This window comes from Streptomyces sp. NPDC001135, assembly GCF_053598395.1.
Genome location: NZ_JBSFKD010000012.1, coordinates 129,676 through 149,998, shown reverse-complemented (window position 1 = coordinate 149,998; position 20,323 = coordinate 129,676). Strand labels below are relative to the sequence as shown.

Below are 20,323 nucleotides of genomic sequence, written 5' to 3'. Positions count from 1 at the left end.
GGCGAAACGGCGGTGGGCCCGCCCCAGCCAGGGAACGGGCCCACCGACGCTCAGCTGAGAAGCTCAGCCGGCCAGGATCTCCCGGGCCAGCTTCGCCGTCTCGGTCGGCGTCTTGCCGACCTTGACGCCGGCGGCCTCCAGGGCCTCCTTCTTGGCCTGCGCGGTGCCGGAGGAGCCGGAGACGATGGCGCCGGCGTGACCCATGGTCTTGCCCTCGGGCGCGGTGAAGCCCGCGACGTAACCGACGACCGGCTTGGTCACGTTCTCCTTGATGAACGCGGCGGCACGCTCCTCCGCGTCACCGCCGATCTCACCGATCATCACGATGAGCTCGGTCTCCGGGTCGTCCTGGAACGCGGCCAGGGCGTCGATGTGGGTGGAGCCGATGATCGGGTCGCCACCGATGCCGACGGCCGTCGAGAAGCCGATGTCCCGCAGCTCGTACATCATCTGGTACGTCAGCGTGCCGGACTTCGACACCAGACCGATGCGGCCCGGCTTGGTGATGTCGCCCGGGATGATGCCGACGTTCGACTGGCCCGGGGTGATGATGCCGGGGCAGTTCGGGCCGATGATGCGGGTCTTGTTGCCCTTCTTGCCGGCGTACGCCCAGAAGGACGCCGTGTCGTGCACGGCGATGCCCTCGGTGATCACGACGGCCAGCGGGATCTCGGCGTCGATGGCCTCGACGACCGCGTCCTTGGTGAACTTCTCCGGCACGAAGATGACGGAGACGTTGGCGCCGGTCTTCTCGATGGCCTCCTTGACGGTACCGAAGACCGGTACCTCGGTGCCGTCGAAGTCCACGGTGGCACCCGCCTTGCGCGGGTTCACGCCGCCCACGACGTTCGTGCCGTCACCGAGCATGAGCTTGGTGTGCTTCATGCCGGTGGCGCCGGTCATGCCCTGGACGATGACCTTGCTGTCCTTGTTGAGCCAGATAGCCATGGTGTGTCGGTGTCCTCGTCCTCGTGCTTACTTGGCGGCGGCCAGCTCGGCGGCCTTGTCGGCCGCGCCGTCCATGGTGTCGACGCGCTGCACCAGCGGGTGGTTGGCGTCGGTGAGGATCTGTCGGCCCAGCTCGGCGTTGTTGCCGTCGAGGCGGACGACGAGCGGCTTCGAGACGTTCTCGCCGCGGTCCTCCAGGAGCTTCAGGGCCTGCACGATGCCGTTGGCGACCTCGTCGCAGGCGGTGATGCCACCGAAGACGTTCACGAAGACGGACTTGACGTCCGGGTCGCCCAGGATGATCTCCAGGCCGTTCGCCATGACCTGGGCGGAGGCGCCACCGCCGATGTCCAGGAAGTTGGCGGGCTTGACGCCACCGTGCTTCTCACCGGCGTACGCGACGACGTCCAGGGTGCTCATGACGAGACCGGCGCCGTTGCCGATGATGCCGACCTCGCCGTCGAGCTTGACGTAGTTGAGGTTCTTCTCCTTGGCGGCGGCCTCGAGCGGGTTGGCCGCGGCCTTGTCGTGGAGCTCCTCGAAGTCGGGGTGACGGAACTCGGCGTTGTCGTCGAGCGACACCTTGCCGTCGAGGGCGATGACGTCACCGGAGGCGACCTTGGCCAGCGGGTTCACCTCGACCAGGAGGGCGTCCTCCTTGATGAAGGTGTCCCACAGCTTGACGAGGACGTTCGCGACCTTGTCCGCGACCTCGGCCGGGAACTTGGCGGCGGCGACGATCTCGCGGGCCTTGGCCTCGTCCACACCGTCGATCGGGTCGATCGGCGTCTTGGCGACGGCCTCCGGACGGGTGGCCGCCACCTCCTCGATCTCCATGCCGCCCTCGACGGAGGCGATGGAGAGGAAGGTGCGGTTGGCACGGTCGAGGAGGAAGGAGACGTAGTACTCCTCGAGGATCTCCGGAGCGGTCTCGGCGATCATGACCTTGTGGACCGTGTGGCCCTTGATGTCCATGCCGAGGATGTCCGTCGCGCGGGCGACGGCCTCGTCCGCGGAGGCGGCCAGCTTCACGCCACCGGCCTTGCCGCGACCACCGACCTTCACCTGCGCCTTGACGACGGACTTGCCGCCCAGACGCTCGGTGATCTCGCGCGCCGCCTCAGGCGTGTCGATGACTTCACCGGCCAGCACCGGTACATCGTGCTTGGCGAAGAGGTCCCTCGCCTGGTACTCGAACAGGTCCACGCGCTTCCGTCCCTATCAGTGATCTCGCGGTTCGTTGGATGCGTGGGCGTGCCGCGAAGGGCAACGTGACGTCCGCTTGTCACTAGGGAGGCGCACACGGTGTCCGAGCGCGCGGCATGTCCGTCTCGCAGGTTATCGCCGCTTGACGGGGCTCCCTAAATCGAGGGTCACACACGAGCGGTGATACCTGTCACATGATGCCGCCTTTCGTGACACGCCGTGCCGATCGGAACCCGTGCCAGGCGAGCGGCCCCCGCTGTCCCGGCCCGTGCCGACGACCCGCTGCCCGACACCGTGGCCGCACCCGTGACAGTGGGTGCTGTCCGTGCCGTCCGAGCCGTCGGCGCGTTTGCGCCTTCTGCATCGATTGCGCGGATTGCGCCGTCTGGGTGACCGAGGTGGTCGTGCCGGCCCCTCCCCCTCACCGCCCGGTGTCACGCGGTGTCCGGTATCGGCAGGGGGCGTTTTTCGAGCGCTGCGGCCATGACCTCGGGGAACAGGTCGGGCGTGCAGGCGAAGGCCGGTGCGCCGAGCGCGGCGAGCGCCGCCGCGTGCTCCCGGTCGTACGCGGGCGCGCCCTCGTCCGACAGCGCGAGCAGCGCCACGAACTGCACCCCGGACGCCTTCATCGCCGCCACCCGCTTGAGCATCTCGTCGCGGATGCCCCCCTCGTAGAGGTCGCTGATGAGCACGACCACGGTCTCGGCGGGCCGGGTGATCTGCGACTGGCAGTAGGCGAGCGCCCGGTTGATGTCCGTGCCGCCGCCGAGCTGGGTGCCGAACAGGACGTCGACCGGGTCGTCCAGCTGGTCGGTGAGGTCGACCACCGCCGTGTCGAAGACGACCAGCCGGGTGCTGATCGACCGCATGGAGGCGAGGACCGCGCCGAACACCGACGCGTAGACCACGGACGCGGCCATCGACCCGGACTGGTCGATGCAGAGCACGACCTCCTTCTTCACCGACCGCGCGGCCCGCCCGTACCCGACGAGCCGTTCCGGCACCACCGTGCGGTACTCGGGCAGGTAGTGCTTGAGATTGGCCGCGATGGTGCGGTTCCAGTCGATGTCGTGGTGGCGTGGGCGGCTGACCCGCGCGCTGCGGTCGAGGGCGCCGGTGAGCGTGGCCCGGGTGCGGTTCGCGAGCCGCTTCTCCAGGTCCTCGACGACCTTGCGCACGACCGCGCGTGCCGTCTCCTTCGTCGTCTCCGGCATCGCCTTGTTCAGCGACAGCAGCGTGCCGACCAGGTGCACGTCCGCGTCCACCGCCTCCAGCATCTCCGGCTCCAGGAGCAGGGAGGCGAGGCCCAGCCGGTCGATGGCGTCGCGCTGCATGACCTGGACGACGGAGGACGGGAAGTACGTGCGGATGTCGCCGAGCCAGCGCGCCACGGAGGGGGCCGAGGCACCGAGCCCCGCCGAACGGTCGCGTCCCGCCTGCGGCTTGTCCCCCTTGCCGTACAGCGCGGCGAGCGTGCCGTCCATCGCCGCGTCCCGCCCGGACAGCGCGCATCCGGTGCCGTCGGCCTGGTCGCCGCCGAGCACCAGCCGCCACCGGCGCAGCCTCTCCCGCGCCGCGTCGTCGAAGTCCGCCGTTTTTGACCCGGTCGTCATACACCCACCCCCGCGAGTCGGTCGTCATCGCTCGAACCACGCCCGGCCGCATCGCGCCCGGTCGCGTCGTCCAGGCCGAGCAGCAGCCGCAGTACCGGCAGCACGGCGTCGGCACGCTCGGTGTCCGGCTCGGCGGCGAATCCGGGCGTCACGGCCCCGCGGGCCGCCGCCCGGCCGGCCGACGGGTCCGCGGATCCACGCCGGAGCAGTTCGCCGAGCGTTCTGCGCACCCCCGGCTCATACGCCGCGAAGGTGCGCCGCAGCAGCGGCAGGACGTCCGTGAACGCCTCCGCCGGCACCCCGGTCAGCCAGCTGTCCACCAGTCCGAGCAACCGCTCGTCATGCACCAGCAGCAACCCGCCCCCGCCGACGAAGCCCTCGATCCAGGCGGCCGCGTCCGCGGGCGGCGTCCCCGGCGACAGCGCGAGCCCCATCAGCCGCGCCGCCTCCTCGGGCCGCACCTCCCCGTCGTCCAACAACAACCGCACCGCCCGCCCCCGCAACACACCGGGCACGCTGTCCCGCAACGACAACGTCCGCAGCACGGCCCGCCACCGGTCCCGCAGACCGCCACGCCCGGCGCCGGGGACGGCACGGGTGGGCGACGGCGGTCCCCCCGCGTGAGCGAAGCCGAGCGCGGGGGAGGCACCCCCGCCGGTGCCGGCACGCTGATCTGCGCCTGCTTCAGCGCCCGCGCCGGCCTGCCCGCCGGCACCGGCGCCGGCCAGCGTCTCCGCCAGCAACCCCACCGCCGAGTGCACGGCGTCCACATGGCCGCGCATCTCCTCCGCGGCGTCGCTGTCGAGGGCGGCGCACGCCGGGGGCAGGCCGACGAAGATGCGTTCGGCGAGGCCCGCGGCGACGCCGGCCAGCGCACCGGTGTCGGTGCCGCGCACGTCGCCGTAGCGCAGGGAGCGGACCAGGGCGGGCAGGGCCTGGGCGAGATGACCGACGTCCGTGTCGAGCGCCGCACGGTCGGCGAGCACCCGCATGACCACGGGCAGGGCGTCCGCCAGACCGGCGAGCAGGCAGTGTTCGGCCAGCGCGGTGACGTCGGCCAGGGTGCGCGCGGCCGTCGCGTCCGCCTCGGCCCTGGCCCGCGCCGCCGCCAGTACGGTCGTCCCCCACACGCCCGCCTCGGCGACCCGCACCGACAGCTCCGGCTCCCAGCGCAGCCGCCAGGTCTCCCGGAAGGTGCCCGTGCTCCCCCGTGAGCGCGCGGGCTCGCCCCAGCCGACGCCGAGCAGCCGCAGCCGGTGCAGCAGCCTGCTGCGGCCGGCGTCGGTGTCGCCCCGCAGGTCCAGCTCCAGTTCCCGCTCGAGCGCCTCCGGTTTGAGCCGCAGCGAACGCTGCTGCCGGGCCAGGTCGCGCTGCAGGGGCACCGCCGGCGCCGACTCCGGGACCTCGCCGAGGACGTCCCCGACGACCAGCCGGTCGTGCACCAGCGCCAGCGGCACGTCCGAGCCGTCGCCCATCACCGCGCGCACGGCGTCGGTGGTCTCGCCCAGCCCGGGCAACGGGCGGCCGCGCAGCGCCGCCAGGGTCTCGGCGAGCCGGACGGCCTCGATGACATGGGCGGAGGAGACGACCCGGTCCTCCTCACGCAGCAGCCGGGCCACCTTGGTCAGCCAGCGCTCGACCGGCCGGTCGGGGGCGTGGAACAGATGGCCGTACCAGCCCGGCGAGTCGATGCCCGCGCCGTAGCCGCTGGACCGGGAGAGCCTGCGGTGTGTCCAGGGCACCCAGGTCAGGTCGGCCCTGACCTTGGGCAGCCCCTTCAGCAGGGCCCGGTCGGCGGCGACGGTGGTCTTCGCGCGCAGCGCGGGCACGTGCCAGGCCCCGCAGACCACGGCCAGCCCGTCCCCGAACTCCTTGCGCGCCGCACGCAGCCGGAGCCGCATGTGCGCCTCGCGGACCAGGTCCTGGGAGTGTCCGCCGGCGCCGTACCGCTCCCGGAGTGCGCCCATGGCCTCCTCCAGTGCGGCGAACGGGGCGAAGGGGTCCCCCTCGCCCGGGCCCCGGTGCTCGACGACGTCCTCCCACCAGCGTTCGGGGTCGTCGTATCCGGCGGCTTCGGCGAGCGCGGCGAGCGGGTCGACACGGACCTGCTCGCCGTTCCCCCCGCCGTCGCCGCTGGCTTCGGCGTTCCCAGGGCCCGCGGCGGTCTCCGCGGCGCCGGGCTCGGCCCGCGACCGGGGCTCGGCCCGCGAACCGGGTGCGGCGCGCGATCCGGGCGCGGTAGGTGCGTCCTGCTTCTCCTTCTCCCCCCGCTTCCCCTCCCAGGCGAGCGTGTGCGCGGCCGGCAGGTCGATGAAGTGGGCCGGGACGTCCTGTTCGAGGGCCCAGCGGATCGCCACCCATTCGGGGCTGAAGTCGGCGAACGGCCAGAACGCCGAGCGGCCTGGCTCGTCCACGGCATGGGCGAGCAGGGCGACGGGAGGCCGCAGGTCCGGGTCGGCGGCCAGCGGGATCAGCGCGTCTGCCTCGGGCGGGCCCTCGATCAGGACGGCGGCGGGCCGGGCGGCGTCCAGGACGGTGCGCACCGCGCGGGCGGAGCCGGGGCCGTGGTGCCGCACGCCCAGCAGGAGCGGCCCGGAGTCGTGGGCCCGGGGCCGGCGGGTGCCGCTCACACACTCACCTCCCGGCACGCGCGGTAGAAGTCCGTCCAGCCCTCGCGCTCGCGGACGACGGTCTCCAGGTACTCCTGCCAGATGACCTTGTCGGCCGCGGGGTCGCGGACCACGGCTCCGAGGATGCCGGCGGCGACATCGCCCGGGCGCAGCACGCCGTCGCCGAAGTGCGCGGACAGGGCGAGGCCGTTGGTGACCACGGAGATCGCCTCGGCCGTGGAGAGCGTGCCGCTGGGCGACTTGACCTTGATGCGGCCGTCGGCGGTGATGCCGTCGCGCAGCTCCCGGAAGACGGTCACCACCCGGCGGATCTCCTCGATGCCGTCGGGTGCGGCCGGCAGGTCGAGGGAGCGGCCGATCTGCTCGACCCGGCGGGTGACGATGTCGACCTCCGCGTCGGCGCTCTCCGGCAGCGGCAGCACCACCGTGTTGAAGCGGCGGCGCAGCGCGCTGGAGAGGTCGTTGACGCCTCTGTCCCGGTCGTTGGCGGTGGCGATGAGGTTGAAGCCGCGGACCGCCTGGACCTCCTGGCCCAGCTCCGGAACGGGCAGGGTCTTCTCGGACAGGATCGTGATCAGCGTGTCCTGCACATCGGCCGGGATACGGGTCAGCTCCTCGACACGGGCCGTCATGCCCTCGGCCATGGCCCGCATGACGGGGCTGGGCACGAGGGCGTCGCGGCTGGGGCCGTGCGCGAGCAGCTGCGCGTAGTTCCAGCCGTAGCGGATCGCCTCTTCCGGGGTGCCGGCCGTGCCCTGCACCAGCAGGGTGGAGTCGCCGCTGACCGCGGCGGCCAGGTGCTCCGACACCCAGGTCTTGGCGGTACCGGGCACGCCGAGCAGGAGCAGGGCGCGGTCGGTGGCGAGCGTGGTGACGGCGACCTCGACGATCCGGCGCGGGCCCACGTACTTGGGTGTGATCACCGTGCCGTCCGGCAGGGTGCCGCCGAGCAGATACGTCGCCACCGCCCACGGCGACAGCTTCCAGCGGGCCGGGCGCGGGCGGTCGTCCTGCGCGGCGAGCGCGGCGAGTTCGGCGGCGAAGGCGTGCTCGGCGTGCGGTCGCAGCGCCTCGGCGCTCTCGCCGTGGCTCGTTTCCGCGGTGGTCGGTCGCACGGACGCAGACGTGACAGACATGGCTGAGGTCCCCTCCAGCTCGGCCGGTTCGGATCTGGCACCTACCGTGCACCACGCCACTGACAATCGCTCTGACCTGCGCAATCTCCCACGCCGGACCGATTGTCAGTGGCGGGACCTACCGTCGGGGGCATGACTGAGCAGGGGGTGCGCTGGACCGCGGAGCAGGTGCTGGCACTGGCGCCTGACGCCGCGTCACGCAAAGCGGGAGGCAAGCTCGGCACGGCCGGTCCGTGGTCCGGGGCGGGGAGCGGAGAGGGGACGGTGTGGGGTCTGTGCAGGGGCAGCGGCAGCAGGCCGTACCAGACGGTGGTCGATCTCGCCGGCGCGGCGGGTCCGGCGTACAAGTGCAGTTGCCCGAGCCGTAAGTTCCCGTGCAAGCACGCGCTCGGGCTGCTCCTGCTGTGGACGGGCGGCGACGGCTCGGTGCCGGATTCCGCCGAGCCGCCGGACTGGGCCGAGCAGTGGCTCGCGGGCCGGCGCAAACGCGCCGAGAACACGCAGGCCCGGGGGGAGGGCGGTGCCCGGACCGGGTCCGTCGATCCCGAGGCGGCGCGGCGGCGGGCCGAGCGCCGGGCCGAGCGGGTCACCGCGGGTGCGACGGAGCTGGAGCAGCGCCTCGCGGACCTGTTGCGCGGCGGTCTGGTCGCGGCCGAGCAGGCGGGGTACGGGCTGTGGGACGAGACGGCGGCCCGCATGGTGGACGCGCAGGCACCCGGACTGGCGGCGCGGGTGCGGGAGTTGGGGGCGATACCGGGGTCGGGCGCGGGCTGGCCGGCCCGGCTGCTGGAGGAGTGCGCGCTGCTGCACCTGCTCGACCAGGGCTGGCTGCGCCGCGACCGGCTGCCGGAGGCCCTCGCGGCCACGGTCCGCTCCCGGCTGGGCCTGCCCGCCACGGCCGGGGGCGCGCCGGTCCGTGACCGCTGGCTGGTCCTCGCCCAGTACGACACGGTGGACCCGAAGCTGACGACCCGCCGGATCTGGCTGCACGGCGCCTCCTCGGGACATACCCGGCTGCTGCTGTCCTACGGCGCGGCCGGCCGGGCCCCGGAGCTGTCGCTGCCGGTCGGCCTGGCCCTGGACGCGGAGCTGTCCGCCTATCCGGGCGCCGGTCAGCCCCGGTCCGCCCTGGGCGAGCGGTACGCCGCGCCCGCACCGGCCGCGTTCCGCCCGCCGGGCACGACCACGGCCGAGGCGGCGGCCCGGTACGGCGACGCGCTGCGGGACGACCCCTGGCTGGAGTCGGTTCCGGTGACGCTGGACCGGGTGGTGCCGGTCCCGGACGGCGACCTGTGGCAGCTGGCCGACGCCGACGCGGACTCCGCCCTGCCGCTGGCCGGGGCCGCCCGCTCCCGCCCCGGCCTGTGGCGGCTGGTCGCCCTGTCCGGTGGCGGCCCGGTCACGGTCTTCGGCGAGTGCGGCCACCGTGGCTTCCTCCCGCTCACGGCCTGGCCGGAGGGCACGGGTGAGGCGGTGCCGCTGTGCTGACCGGTCCGCCGGGAAGGCACCGGCGGTCGGGCACGGCAAGCGCCGCCGCCTCGCAGGCCCGCGCGGGAACCGGCACCGCCCGGACACACGGTCCCCAGCAGGCCGTTCCACACACAGTCGCCGTCAGACACACAAGCACTGTCAGACACACAGTCCGCCTCAGACACACAGTCGCCCTCGGACACACGCAGGGGAAGGGAAGGCGATGAACGGGACCACCTCGGCCGACGACGCCGCCGCGGCTGCCGCAAGCTCCTGGGAAGACCTGGTCACCACCGCTCTCCTCGGTACCGACCGGCGCACGCCGGCGCACGCCGAATCCGGCCGGGAAGCCCCCCTGGCGCTGCTCGACGAGGCCGCCGTGGCGACCGTACGGCGGCGGGCCGGGCTGCGCCCGGCCCGGGCAGCCAGCCGGCCGGAACCGGCACCCGAGGATCCGCGCCCGGCCCTGCCCGCAGCGGCGGCCCGCAGGCTCGCCACGCTGCTGGCCGACCGTTCCGGCGGCGGGGCCGGTGGCCGCCGGGGCAGCTCCCCCGACCTCACGGAGCTGCTCCCCCAGTGGCTCGCGACGGCCAACGCACACGGGTACGCGGCCCCCGCACAGGCACTGCCCGCCCTGCTGGACGCGGCCCGGGGCCGTACGGACCTGCGCCCGGCGGCGCTGGCGTTCGCGGGCCCGCGGGCGCTGTGGCTGGCCCGGCTGAACGCGGACTGGCGCTTCGCCCTGCGCGCGGCCCCCGGCGGCGGCACCGCCCTGCCCGACCCCGGGGACGACAAGGAGGTGCGGCGGCTGTGGGAGGAGGGCCTGTTCGCCGAGCGGGTGGCACTACTGGGCGCGCTGCGCGCCGCTACGCCCGGGTTCGCGCGTGAGCTGCTGGCCTCGACCTGGCCGGCGGAGCGGGCGGAGGACCGGCTGATGTTCCTCGACTCGCTGCGCACGGGCCTGTCCGCCGCGGACGAGCCGTTCCTGGAGCGGGCGTTGGCCGATCGCAGCCGCAATGTGCGGGCGACGGCGGCGGAGCTGCTGTCGGCACTGCCCGCTTCGGCGCTCGCCGCGCGCATGGCCGTACGGGCCCTGGCGTGTGTGGCCCTCGACCGCACGGGGAACGCGCCGGCGATCGTGGTGGAGGCGCCGCTCGAGTGTGACTCCGGCATGGAGCGTGACGGTGTGCCGGCCGCACCTCCCACAGGCAAAGGGGAACGCTCATGGTGGCTGGGGCAGTTGGTGGAGGCCGCACCGCTCGGCGTCTGGCGGGAGCGGCTCGGCGGCCGGACGGCGCAGGAGATCGTGGCGCTGCCGGTGGCGGACGGCTGGCAGGGCGAACTGCACGCGGCCTGGTGCAGGGCCGCGGTGCGGCAGCGGGACGCCGAGTGGTCGCAGGCGCTGCTCGGTTCGCCGTCGGCGCCGGAGGCCGGCGGGCCGGGCGCGGTGTCACTGGCCGAGCGTGCGAAGCTGCTGGCCGCCCTGGAGCCGGCGCAGCGGGCCGCGTGGGTGGCCGGGTTCATCGCGACCCACGGACTGTCGGAGGCGTTCCAGCTGCTCGGGGTGTGCGCGGTGCCCTGGGCCCCGCCGTTGGGCCGGGCGGTGGTGGACGCGCTGAACATCGCGCGGGACGCGGGCAGTTACCCGTGGAGCTTCAGCGGGGTGATGGGCCTGACGGAACGCTGCCTGGACCCGGCGGAGGCCACCCGGCTGGAGGGGCTGCTGGCGGTACCCGACGAACGGGAGGACGCGGCGCCGGGGGCCGGAGGGTATTGGGCGGAGGCGTTCCAGCGACTGGTGACCACGTTGCGGCTGCGGGCGGAGATGGCGGCGGAACTCGCACCCGGCGAGCCGCCGCCCCTGGTCGCAGCGTCGGCTCAACCGCCGGAGGCGGCCGGCTGACGGACGTTCTCCCGCACCCACTGCACGATCGACGCGGTCGTCGCACCCGGCGTGAAGATCTCCGCAACGCCCTTCTCCTTCAGCGGCGGGATGTCCTCGTCCGGGATGATCCCGCCGCCGAAGACGAGGATGTCCGCGGCGTCGCGCTCCTTGAGCAGGTCGATCACTGCACCGAACAGCGTGTTGTGCGCGCCGGAGAGGATGGACAGACCGATCGCGTCGGCGTCCTCCTGGATGGCGGTGTCCACGATTTGTTCCGGCGTCTGGTGAAGGCCGGTGTAGATGACCTCCATACCGGCGTCGCGCAGGGCACGCGCGATGACCTTGGCCCCGCGATCGTGGCCGTCGAGCCCCGGCTTGGCCACCACCACGCGGATCGGACCGGCTGCCACACCCATCACTGCCTCCATCAAACGACCCCGGAAGCGATCGCTTCCGTCCGTAACGACAAGTACCGCACTTTTGGCGCGTTCCGCCACCCGTCGCGAAGTGAACGAACGTTATCTCCAGCATCCCGCAACCGGCAGTTTTACGGCGCGCAGCGAGGGGGAAATCACATGGTGGGACATCAGGGCACACGGGGGATCGAGCCGTCCTCCGGCGTGCCGACAGGAGGTCGGCCATGAAGGTCACCGGGGTACTGCCGCTCTTCCTCCCGCTCTGCCGCCGCCTGTGGCCCGGCAGGCTGGCCGGACTCTCGGTGGCGTTGCTGAAAGCGACCGCACTGGAGGCCGCGATCCTGACCGGCCACCTCCTGCTGTATCCGACCGGCCTCACCCAGGAACGCCGCTCCCCCGCCCTGCCCGCCCAGGACGGCACCGCCCAGCTTCCGGTCCGGTCCGGCCCGCCGGTGGTGCTGCTGCACGGTTTCATCGACAACCGTTCGGTGTTCGTGCTGCTGCGCCGCAACCTCGCCCAGCACGGCAGGCAGCGCGTCATATCGCTCAACTACTCCCCGCTGACCTGTGACATCCGTGCGGCCGCCGAGTTGCTCGGCCGGCACGTCGAGGAGATCTGCGAGCGCACCGGCAGCGGCCGGGTCGACATCGTCGGGCACAGCCTCGGCGGGCTGATCGCCCGCTACTACGCGCAGTGCCTCGGCGGCGACCTGCGGGTGCGCACCCTGGTCACGCTGGGTACGCCGCACTCGGGGACCAGCGCCGCACCCCTGGCCAACGCCCATCCGATCGTGCGCCAGATGCGGCCCGGCTCGGGGGTCATCGAGGAGCTGGCGCGGCCCGCGCCCGGCTGCCGTACGCGGTTCGTCTGCTTCTGGAGCGACCTGGACTCCGTGATGGTCCCGCTGGAGACGGCCCGTCTCGAGCACCCCGACCTCGACGCGCAGAACGTGCGGGTGACCGGCATCGGGCATCTCGCCCTGCCCGTGCACCCGGCCGTCGCGGCCGGAATACGCACCGCGCTCGACACCCCGCACCCGGGGGACCGGGTCGCCGACGGCCTGACGGTGGCGTGACGGCGACACCTGGGTGACCAACAGTCACCGCACATCGAACACCAATCGAACCCTCGGCCAAACTCGTGTCCGGCACCCCCCGAAACACCGCCGAATGCCCGTTTACCGCCAACGCGAAACCAGCGGAAGATTGTCGCGCCCAGGTACCGGCGGGTACAGTCGCCGCACTGCTCTGGCAGCCCCTGTTGTCGAGGCGAAAGAGAAGTTGGTGAACGACCGTCACCCGTCGGGGACCATGACCACCCCGGCCTCGGCTTCCGACGCCTCCGCCGCGCACTATGCGGCGTACGCAACGCACGAAGCCCCCTACGGCGACCTCACCACGTACGGCGGCTACGGCGCCAGCGGTTTTCCGGACGGCACCGGCTCCTTCCCCACCGACCCGCTCTTCGGCGGCCTGCCCGGCCAGCAGACCAGCAGCGCGTACGAGACCGGGCAGTGGCAGACCGGCCAGACCCTGGGCTACGACCCCTACGCGGCCCAGTACCACGCCTCCTACGACTCCGGTGCCTACGACACCACCGCCTGGACGGTCCCCGCCCAGGCGACCGGCAACGACGTGAGCGGCCACTGGGATGCGAGCGCCTGGCTGCAGCCCGACCAGTCCGGCGGCGCCGACCCGACCCAGCAGTGGGAGTGGGGCACCCAGACCTTCGAGACGGGCGCGTACGACGCCACCCAGTGGAACTCCGCCGGCCAGGGCGCGACGGCGGAGCCGGAGCAGTCCGGCGAACCGTTCGTCCAGCAGGCCACCGCCCTCTTCGAGCAGGTCGGCGACCCGGAGTCGGCCGCGGCCTTCGGGCAGGTGCCGTATCAGCACGACGCGCCGTACGAGGACACCGCCTTCAGCGGACAGCGTTCCGCGGACGACGATCCGGGCGGCACGGGTGAACTGCCCGTCGTGACCGGTCTGCTGGACGACCAGGAAGAGATCACCCCGGCGTCCACGCCCCGCACCGGCTCGCGCAGCGCCGCGCGCTCCCGCCGGCGCACACCCGCCAAGCGCTCCGCGCTGCTGACCGTCGCCGTGCCCTCGGTCTGTGTGATGGGGGTCGCCGGGATCGCCGCCGCCTCGGTCGGCGCCCTGACCGACGGCGGTGGCAAGGACACCACGGCCTCCGCCTCGGACGCGCACGCGGTCAAGCCGTCGGTCGCCAACAGCAAGCTGGACAGCCAGCTCAGGACCCTGTCCGCCGGCGCCGACGACTTCGCCGACCGGGCGAGCCGGACGCAGGAGCGGATCGACCTCAAGAACCAGCAGGAGCTGGAGAAGAAGAAGGCCGCCGCTCAGGCCGCGCTCAAGGAGCGGCTGCGCCCGAAGTTCGTCCTGCCGGTCACGCAGAGGGGGCTCAGCGCCTACTTCGGCCAGGCGGGCGTGAACTGGATGTCGGTGCACACGGGCATCGACTTCCCCGTGTCCTACGGCACCACGGTGATGGCCGCCACCGACGGCGTCGTCTCCACGAAGTGGAACAGCGCCTACGGGAACATGCTGATCGTGACGGCGAAGGACGGCACGGAGACCTGGTACTGCCACCTCTCCAGCTACCGCGTCGCTACCGGTACGGCCGTGAAGGCCGGCCAGCCGATCGCCTACTCCGGCAACTCCGGCAACTCCACGGGCCCTCACCTGCACTTCGAGGTGCGGCCCGCGGGCGGGGCGGCCATAGACCCGCTGCCGTGGCTGAGGAGCCACGGCCTCGATCCCACGTAGGAACTGGGGGCTTCCGCCCCCGGATCCCTACAGCTTCTCCACCGGCGCGTACCGCAGCAGCAGCCGCTTCGGCTTGGTGTCGCCGAAGTCGATCGTCGCCTCCGCGTTCGCGCCCGTGCCCTTCACGGCGACGACCGTGCCGAGCCCGAACTGGTCGTGGGTGACACGGTCCCCGACGGCCAGCGCCACCACCGGCTTCTCCGCCGTGCGCCGCGTGGCGAAGCCGGACGCACCCGACGCCGAGGAACGCGAGCGGGTCGAGGACAGCGAGGCCGCGATCCCGGAGGCCGGACCCGAGGACGCCGGTGCCGTCGCCCCCGTCCGCTTCCACTCGACATGGGCGGGCGGGATCTCCTCAAGGAAGCGGGAGGGCGGGTTGTACGACGGCTGGCCCCAGGCGCTGCGCATCGCGGAGCGCGTGAGGTAGAGCCGCTCCCGCGCGCGCGTGATACCGACGTACGCCAGGCGCCGCTCCTCCTCCAGTTCCTTGGTCTGGCCGAGGGCGCGCATGTGCGGGAAGACGCCGTCCTCCATGCCGGTCAGGAAGACGACCGGGAACTCCAGGCCCTTGGCGGTGTGCAGGGTCATCAGGGTGATGACGCCGGAGCCTTCCTCGTCCTCGTCGGGGATCTGGTCGGAGTCGGCGACCAGGGCGACCTGCTCCAGGAAGTCGGCCAGCCCCACCGGCTCGCCCTCACCGCGCTCCTGCTCGAACTCGAGGGCCACAGCCGCGAGTTCCTGGAGGTTCTCGATACGGGTCTCGTCCTGCGGGTCGGTGGAGGCCTGCAACTCGGCGAGATAGCCGGTGCGCTCGAGCACCGCCTCCAGGACGGTCGCCGGTCCGGCACCGGACTCGACGATCGTACGCAGGTCCTCCATCAGCGTGTTGAACCGCTTGACCGCGTTGGTGGAGCGCGCGGCCATGCCGTACGCCTCGTCCACACGCTTCAGGGCCTGCGGGAAGCTGATCTTCTCCCGCTGGGCGAGGGCGTCGACCATCGCCTCCGCGCGGTCGCCGATGCCCCGCTTGGGTACGTTGAGGATGCGGCGCAGCGGCACCGAGTCCTCCGGGTTGGCGAGAACGCGCAGGTAGGCGAGGACGTCCCGGACCTCCTTGCGCTCGTAGAAGCGGACCCCGCCGACGACCTTGTAGGGCAGGCCGACGCGGATGAAGACCTCTTCGAAGACACGGGACTGGGCGTTGGTGCGGTAGAAGACGGCGACGTCGCCGGCCCTGGCCTCGCCCGCGTCCACCAGGCGGTCTATCTCGTCGGAGACGAACTGCGCCTCGTCGTGCTCGGTGTCGGCGACGTAGCCGGTGATCCGCGCGCCCTGGCCGGCGTTGGTCCACAGGTTCTTCGGGCGGCGGGACTCGTTGCGCTCGATGACCGCGTTGGCGGCGGACAGGATGGTCTGCGTGGAGCGGTAGTTCTGCTCCAGCAGGATCGTCGTCGCGTCCGGGTAGTCCTCCTCGAACTGCAGGATGTTGCGGATCGTCGCGCCCCGGAAGGCGTAGATCGACTGGTCCGCGTCACCCACCACGCACAGCTCGGCGGGCGGGAGGTCGTACTCGCCGGGCGGAGTGTCCTCGTCGTGGTCGCCGGTGCCCACCAGCTCGCGTACCAGGGCGTACTGGGCGTGGTTGGTGTCCTGGTACTCGTCGACCAGGACATGGCGGAAGCGGCGGCGGTAGTGCTCGGCCACGTCCGGGAACGCGCGCAGCAGGTTGACCGTCGTCATGATCAGGTCGTCGAAGTCGAGGGCGTTCGCCTCGCGCAGTCGCGACTGGTACAGGGCGTAGGCCTGGGCGAGGGTCTTCTCGAAGCCGTCGGCGGCCTGGGCGGCGAAGTCCTCCTCGTCGATCAGCTCGTTCTTCAGGTTGCTGATCTTGGCGCTGAAGGACTTCGGCGGGAAGCGCTTGGGGTCGAGGTCCAGGTCACGGCAGACCAGGGCCATCAGGCGCTTGCTGTCGGCGGCGTCGTAGATCGAGAACGACGACGTGAAGCCGAGCTTCTTCGACTCGCGGCGCAGGATGCGCACGCACGCGCTGTGGAAGGTCATCACCCACATCGCGTTCGCGCGCGGGCCGACGAGCTGCTCGACGCGTTCCTTCATCTCGCCCGCGGCCTTGTTGGTGAAGGTGATCGCGAGGATCTGGCCCGGGTGCACATGCCGCTCGGCGAGGAGGTGGGCGATGCGGTGGGTGAGCACACGGGTCTTGCCGGAGCCGGCGCCGGCGACGATGAGCAGCGGCGAGCCGGCGTGCACGACCGCGGCGCGCTGGTTGTCGTTCAGCCCTTCCAGGAGGGCCGCCGCGTCGAGCGCGGGGCGGGGGGCGCCGTCGCGGTAGTAGGCGTCCCGGTCCGGCGGCACGTCGAACTTCCCGCCGAACAGATCGTCCGGAAGCGGCTCCGGAGCGTGATCGTCCTCGGGCGGCGGCGGGGGCTCCTCCTCGCGCCCGCGAGGGGGCTGGAGGTCCGCCAGGAAGCTGTCGTCAAAGAGGCTGCTCATCGCTCTACGAGTCTAGGGTGCCCCACCGACAACCGGCCGCCGTACCGGGAAGACGGCCCTGCGGAAGGAGCGGCGAACACCCGGGGCATGGCCCTTACGCTGCGGAATCGCCCCATGACGGGAACGTGATCCGGAAGCGAGATCACGAAAATGTATCGGACATATCACGCACCAACCTTCACACTAGTCACACCAGTTGGCTAGGTTGCCGTCAGGCCGCGTGCGCGGCCTCCGCCGAGTCCGGCGCGTCCGCAGGGCGCCCGGAGCCGGGGACCCACCGATCCTGGGGTGAATCGGACGACTCCCGCCCGGGACGAGGCCGTAGGGCAAACCTTCCGAACCGCCGCCCGAACCCGACAGCTAACCCGGTAGGCGGCCCATTGGAAGGAGTCGCCTCCCTTGGCGTCGCACCGTAAGACGCGCCCCGGCGGAACCATCGGAACGGGCCTGCGCACCCCCGCCCTCGCCACCGCCGCCCTCACCTCCATGGCCGTGCTCTCGCAGACCGCAGAGGCCGCCCCGAGCACCGATCACGCCAAGCCGAGCCTGGAAGAGGTCGAGAAGAAGGTCGACGACCTCTACCGCCAGGCGGAGTCGGCGACCGAGAAGTACAACGCAGCCAAGGAACGGACGGGAAAGCAGCGCAGTCGCGCCGACGCCCTGCGCGAAGAGGTCGCCCGGCGCGCCCAGCGCCTCAACAAGGCCCGCGAGGAGCTGGGCTCCTTCGCCGCGGCCCAGTACCGCACCGGCGCCGCCGCTCCCGACACCGCCGCCCTCCTGCTCGCGGACAGTCCGCAGGACTACTTCGACCAGCGCCAGCTGATGAGCCGGCTGACCTCGCGGCAGAAGAGCGCGGTCGACGACTTCATCGGCGAGCAGGCCTCGACGATGAAGAAACGGCGGGAGGCCGCGGAGAGCCTGCGGACCCTGACCGACTCGCAGCACGACCTGCAGACCGCCAAGGCCACCGTCCAGAAGAAGCTCGCCTCCGCGCGCGAGCTGCTGTCGCAGCTGACGGCCCAGGAGAAGGCGCGGCTGGCCGCCATCGAGCGGGAGAAGCAGCAGGAGGCGGCACGCAAGGCGGCCGAGCTGGCGAAGCGGCAGGCGGCCCAGCAGCAAGCCTCCTCGTTGTCCTCGTCGTCCTCGTCGTCTTCGTCGTCCTCGTCGTCCTCGTCGTCTTCGTCGTCCGGATCCGGGTCGACGGGATCCGGGTCGACCGGGTCCACGACATCCGGCTCGTACGACACGAAGGCCGAGAAGGCGATCGCCTTCGCCCGCGCGCAGATCGGCAAGCCGTATGTGTGGGGCGCCACCGGGCCGGACTCCTACGACTGCTCGGGCCTCACCCAGGCCGCCTGGAGGGCGGCCGGTGTCACCCTGCCGCGCACCACGTACGACCAGGTCGATGCGGGCACCACGGTGTCACTGGCCGACGCGCGGCCGGGTGACCTGGTCTTCTTCTACGACGACATCAGCCACGTCGGCGTCTACATAGGCAACGGCATGATGATCCACGCGCCGAAGCCGGGCGCGTACGTCCGCGAGGAGTCGATCTACTACGGCGGGGAGTCGATCATCCACAGCGTGGTCCGGCCGGGCTGACCGGACCAGCCGTCCTCGCCCCACGCGCGCGTACCGGCGTTTCCGCCCTCCACGCGCGCGTGCCCTTCCACGGCGGGGACGTGCGGCTCCCTAGCATCGGGCGCATGCCCGGCATCCCAGGTCTGCGCACGTGGTGGGCGGAGCGGCCCCCCGCGGCCGGGACCGCCGTGATGGCGACCGGCATCCTGTCGGTGGGGCTGCAACTGACCGGCGCCGAGGTGCTCTCCCGGGTGGCGCTCGCGGTGTCCGGCGTCGCCTGGGTGGCGCTGGCGGCCGGCTTCGCCCTGCGGCTGCTCTGGGAGCGGCAGCGCTGGGTGGCCGAGGCGGAGAGTCCCGGCGCGCTCACCGCCGTCGCCGCGACCGCTGTGCTCGGCACCCGGATCTCGCTGCTGGGCCGCCAGACCCTGGCCGAGGCACTGCTGGCGCTCTCGGCGCTGCTCTGGCCGGTGCTGCTGGTCCTGGTCGTCCGGCACTGGAGTCGGCGCATGCCGGGCACGGTGTTCCTGTGTTGTGTGGCCACACAGGGGCTTGTCGTACTGGCCGCGACATCGGCGGCGGCCGAGCGCACGGCGTGGCTCACGCACACCGCGCTGGTGCTGTTCTGGCTGGGGCTGGTGCTCTACGGCCTCGCGCTGGCCCGCTTCGACGCACGGCAGGTGCTGGAGGGGCCCGGTGACCACTGGATCGCGGGCGGGGCGCTCGCGATCTCGGCGCTGGCGGGGGCGAAACTGCTCGTCGCCGGGGATACGGGCCTGCATCTGTGGGACGGGGACGACCGCGGTGTGCTGCGCACCGTGACGATCGCACTGCTCGCCCTGGACCTGGCCTTGTATCTCCTGCTGCTGGCCGCCGAGGCGGTGCGGCCCCGGCGCGGCTACGACGTGCGGCGGTGGGCGACGGTGTTCCCGATGGGGATGACGGCGGCGGCGACGCTGACCGTCTCGACCGCCCTCGGCGTCCCGTGGCTCAGATGGCCGGGACGGGTGCTGCTGTGGGTGGCGGTGGCGGCGTGGCTCGCGGTCGCCGCCGGTGCGGTGCTCTCGGTCCGCGCCGGCGGCAGGAACGGCTGACCGTCAGGTCCACAGCACGGCGATGAAGATGTTCGCGGTGGTCAGCAGGCCGACCAGGCCGAACATGCCCTTGTCGATCTTCTCCTCGTCGCGCTTCACATAGACCAGGCCGAGGATCACGATCAGCAGCGCCAGCTTGACGCCGATCTTGAGGGTGTTGACGTGGTGGTCGTCGGCCTGGTTGAGCCCGACCAGGACCACGCCGGTGACCAGCATGGTCAGCGCTCCATGCAGCATTCCGGGCACGAAGCGGGCCGTGCCCTGGCCCATCGCCTTCATCTGGGTGAGGAAACCGCCGAGCAGCGCGGCGATGCCGATGATGTGCAGGCCGACGAAGAGATGGATGAGTACGTCCATGGGGCCGGAGCCTAATTCGTCGGTACGAGCCCCAGGGACGGCAGGGTGCCGTTCCCCGAGTGAGCCAGCACCTACTCCGGGATGATCAGGCCGAACTCGCGCAGCCGGGGCAGACAGGCGTCCAGGCAGGCCTCGACGGACACGGCGTCCGTGCGCACCAGGAGATCTTCGCGGAACGGCGCTCCGCTCGCCACGAACGTCCACGGCTTCACGCCCTCGCGCATGCGCTCGGCATCCGCCTTGAACAACACCGTGACCCCCTGCCCGGCCAGCGACTCCATGACCCGCACCACGTCCACCGAAGCCCCCTTGCGCCCCTGCTCGAACAGCCGGCCAAGCTACGGGGCGGCTGAGCGAGAGTGTATGAGCCCCCCTCACCGCGCCGCCCGTAGCGGTCCGTGGTCCCCGTCGCGGTCCGTGGTCCGTAGCGGTCCGTGGTCCCGTAGCGGGCGGTCTCGCATATATGCGCCCCATAGCACTCCAGGCCTCGCGTGCGTCCCGCTTTGCACGCTTCGGTCACCACGGTGTGTGAAGGCGACGGCTCCGGGTCGGCGACGCGGTCACACACGGTCACATCGCGGTGTGTCGAAGACAGTTCCGTACACCGCGTTACCTGCTTGTCACCGACGGGCTTAACGTCCTCCCCCAGGTGACCGGCTTCCCACCGCCGCCCGGGCCAGGGCGGCCGT

At 72.3% G+C, this 20,323-nt stretch carries 15 protein-coding genes and 1 riboswitch; of the genes, 6 read left to right on the top strand and 9 right to left on the bottom strand.

Annotation, left to right across the window (positions count from 1 at the left end; genetic code table 11):
- Positions 1–63: 63 nt before the first annotated feature.
- The 5 genes from sucD to ACWC94_RS17405 all read right to left on the bottom strand — a co-directional run bounded on the left by sucD (position 64) and on the right by ACWC94_RS17405 (position 7,533).
- Positions 64–948, bottom strand: a complete 885-nt coding sequence (sucD, locus tag ACWC94_RS17425) for a succinate--CoA ligase subunit alpha (RefSeq protein WP_450797397.1) — start codon at positions 946–948, stop codon at positions 64–66.
- 27 nt (positions 949–975) lie between these two features.
- Positions 976–2,154, bottom strand: a complete 1,179-nt coding sequence (gene sucC / locus ACWC94_RS17420) for an ADP-forming succinate--CoA ligase subunit beta (protein ID WP_450797396.1) — start codon at positions 2,152–2,154, stop codon at positions 976–978.
- Between the two features lie 434 nt (positions 2,155–2,588).
- On the bottom strand, positions 2,589–3,767 hold the full coding sequence (locus ACWC94_RS17415) for a VWA domain-containing protein (protein ID WP_450797395.1): 1,179 nt from the start codon (positions 3,765–3,767) through the stop codon (positions 2,589–2,591).
- Positions 3,764–6,397 carry a DUF5682 family protein gene (locus tag ACWC94_RS17410; RefSeq protein ID WP_450797394.1) on the bottom strand — a complete coding sequence of 878 codons (2,634 nt, stop codon included), beginning with the start codon at positions 6,395–6,397 and terminating at the stop codon, positions 3,764–3,766. The genes ACWC94_RS17415 and ACWC94_RS17410 overlap by 4 nt, the downstream gene beginning before the upstream one ends.
- The gene (locus tag ACWC94_RS17405) at positions 6,394–7,533 is read right to left on the bottom strand and encodes an ATP-binding protein (protein WP_450797393.1); all 1,140 of its coding nucleotides are present in this window, start codon (positions 7,531–7,533) and stop codon (positions 6,394–6,396) included. Before ACWC94_RS17405 ends, ACWC94_RS17410 begins: the two co-directional genes overlap by 4 nt.
- Before the next feature lie 132 nt (positions 7,534–7,665).
- On the opposite strand from ACWC94_RS17405, the gene ACWC94_RS17400 reads away from it, so the two are divergent.
- Positions 7,666–9,021, top strand: a complete 1,356-nt coding sequence (locus ACWC94_RS17400) for an SWIM zinc finger family protein (protein ID WP_450797392.1) — start codon at positions 7,666–7,668, stop codon at positions 9,019–9,021.
- Positions 9,022–9,226: 205 nt separating this feature from the next.
- A complete protein-coding gene (locus ACWC94_RS17395) occupies positions 9,227–10,906 on the top strand; it encodes a DUF5691 domain-containing protein (protein ID WP_450797391.1) in 1,680 nt (559 codons plus the stop codon).
- Here the strand turns inward: ACWC94_RS17395 and ACWC94_RS17390 are convergent.
- Positions 10,882–11,304 carry a cobalamin B12-binding domain-containing protein gene (locus ACWC94_RS17390; RefSeq protein ID WP_450797390.1) on the bottom strand — a complete coding sequence of 141 codons (423 nt, stop codon included), beginning with the start codon at positions 11,302–11,304 and terminating at the stop codon, positions 10,882–10,884. The genes ACWC94_RS17395 and ACWC94_RS17390 overlap by 25 nt on opposite strands.
- A 224-nt stretch (positions 11,305–11,528) precedes the next feature.
- Between ACWC94_RS17390 and ACWC94_RS17385 the strand changes: the two genes are divergently transcribed.
- Positions 11,529–12,380 carry an esterase/lipase family protein gene (locus tag ACWC94_RS17385; RefSeq protein WP_450797389.1) on the top strand — a complete coding sequence of 284 codons (852 nt, stop codon included), beginning with the start codon at positions 11,529–11,531 and terminating at the stop codon, positions 12,378–12,380.
- 208 nt (positions 12,381–12,588) lie between these two features.
- Entirely contained in the window at positions 12,589–14,094 is a 1,506-nt protein-coding gene (locus tag ACWC94_RS17380) for a M23 family metallopeptidase (protein ID WP_450797388.1), read from the top strand.
- A 27-nt stretch (positions 14,095–14,121) separates the two neighbouring features.
- Here ACWC94_RS17380 and pcrA read toward each other — a convergent pair whose 3' ends face one another.
- Positions 14,122–16,605 (bottom strand): DNA helicase PcrA, encoded by a 2,484-nt coding sequence (pcrA, locus tag ACWC94_RS17375; protein ID WP_450797387.1) that lies wholly within the window; start codon positions 16,603–16,605, stop codon positions 14,122–14,124.
- A 222-nt stretch (positions 16,606–16,827) separates the two neighbouring features.
- Positions 16,828–16,997, top strand: a riboswitch (cyclic di-AMP (ydaO/yuaA leader).
- A gap of 7 nt (positions 16,998–17,004) precedes the next feature.
- Here pcrA and ACWC94_RS17370 point away from each other — a divergent pair.
- Together ACWC94_RS17370 and ACWC94_RS17365 are read left to right on the top strand one after the other, a co-directional pair.
- Complete coding sequence (locus ACWC94_RS17370) at positions 17,005–18,207, top strand: NlpC/P60 family protein (RefSeq protein WP_450797386.1); 1,203 nt, start codon at positions 17,005–17,007, stop codon at positions 18,205–18,207.
- A gap of 104 nt (positions 18,208–18,311) precedes the next feature.
- Positions 18,312–19,277: a tellurite resistance/C4-dicarboxylate transporter family protein gene (locus ACWC94_RS17365; protein WP_450797385.1), complete on the top strand. Its 966-nt coding sequence runs from the start codon at positions 18,312–18,314 to the stop codon at positions 19,275–19,277.
- A 3-nt stretch (positions 19,278–19,280) separates the two neighbouring features.
- Here ACWC94_RS17365 and ACWC94_RS17360 read toward each other — a convergent pair whose 3' ends face one another.
- Entirely contained in the window at positions 19,281–19,634 is a 354-nt protein-coding gene (locus ACWC94_RS17360) for a hypothetical protein (RefSeq protein ID WP_450797384.1), read from the bottom strand.
- A 71-nt stretch (positions 19,635–19,705) separates the two neighbouring features.
- Complete coding sequence (locus ACWC94_RS17355; protein ID WP_450797383.1) at positions 19,706–19,933, bottom strand: hypothetical protein; 228 nt, start codon at positions 19,931–19,933, stop codon at positions 19,706–19,708.
- Between the last annotated feature and the right edge of the window lie 390 nt (positions 19,934–20,323).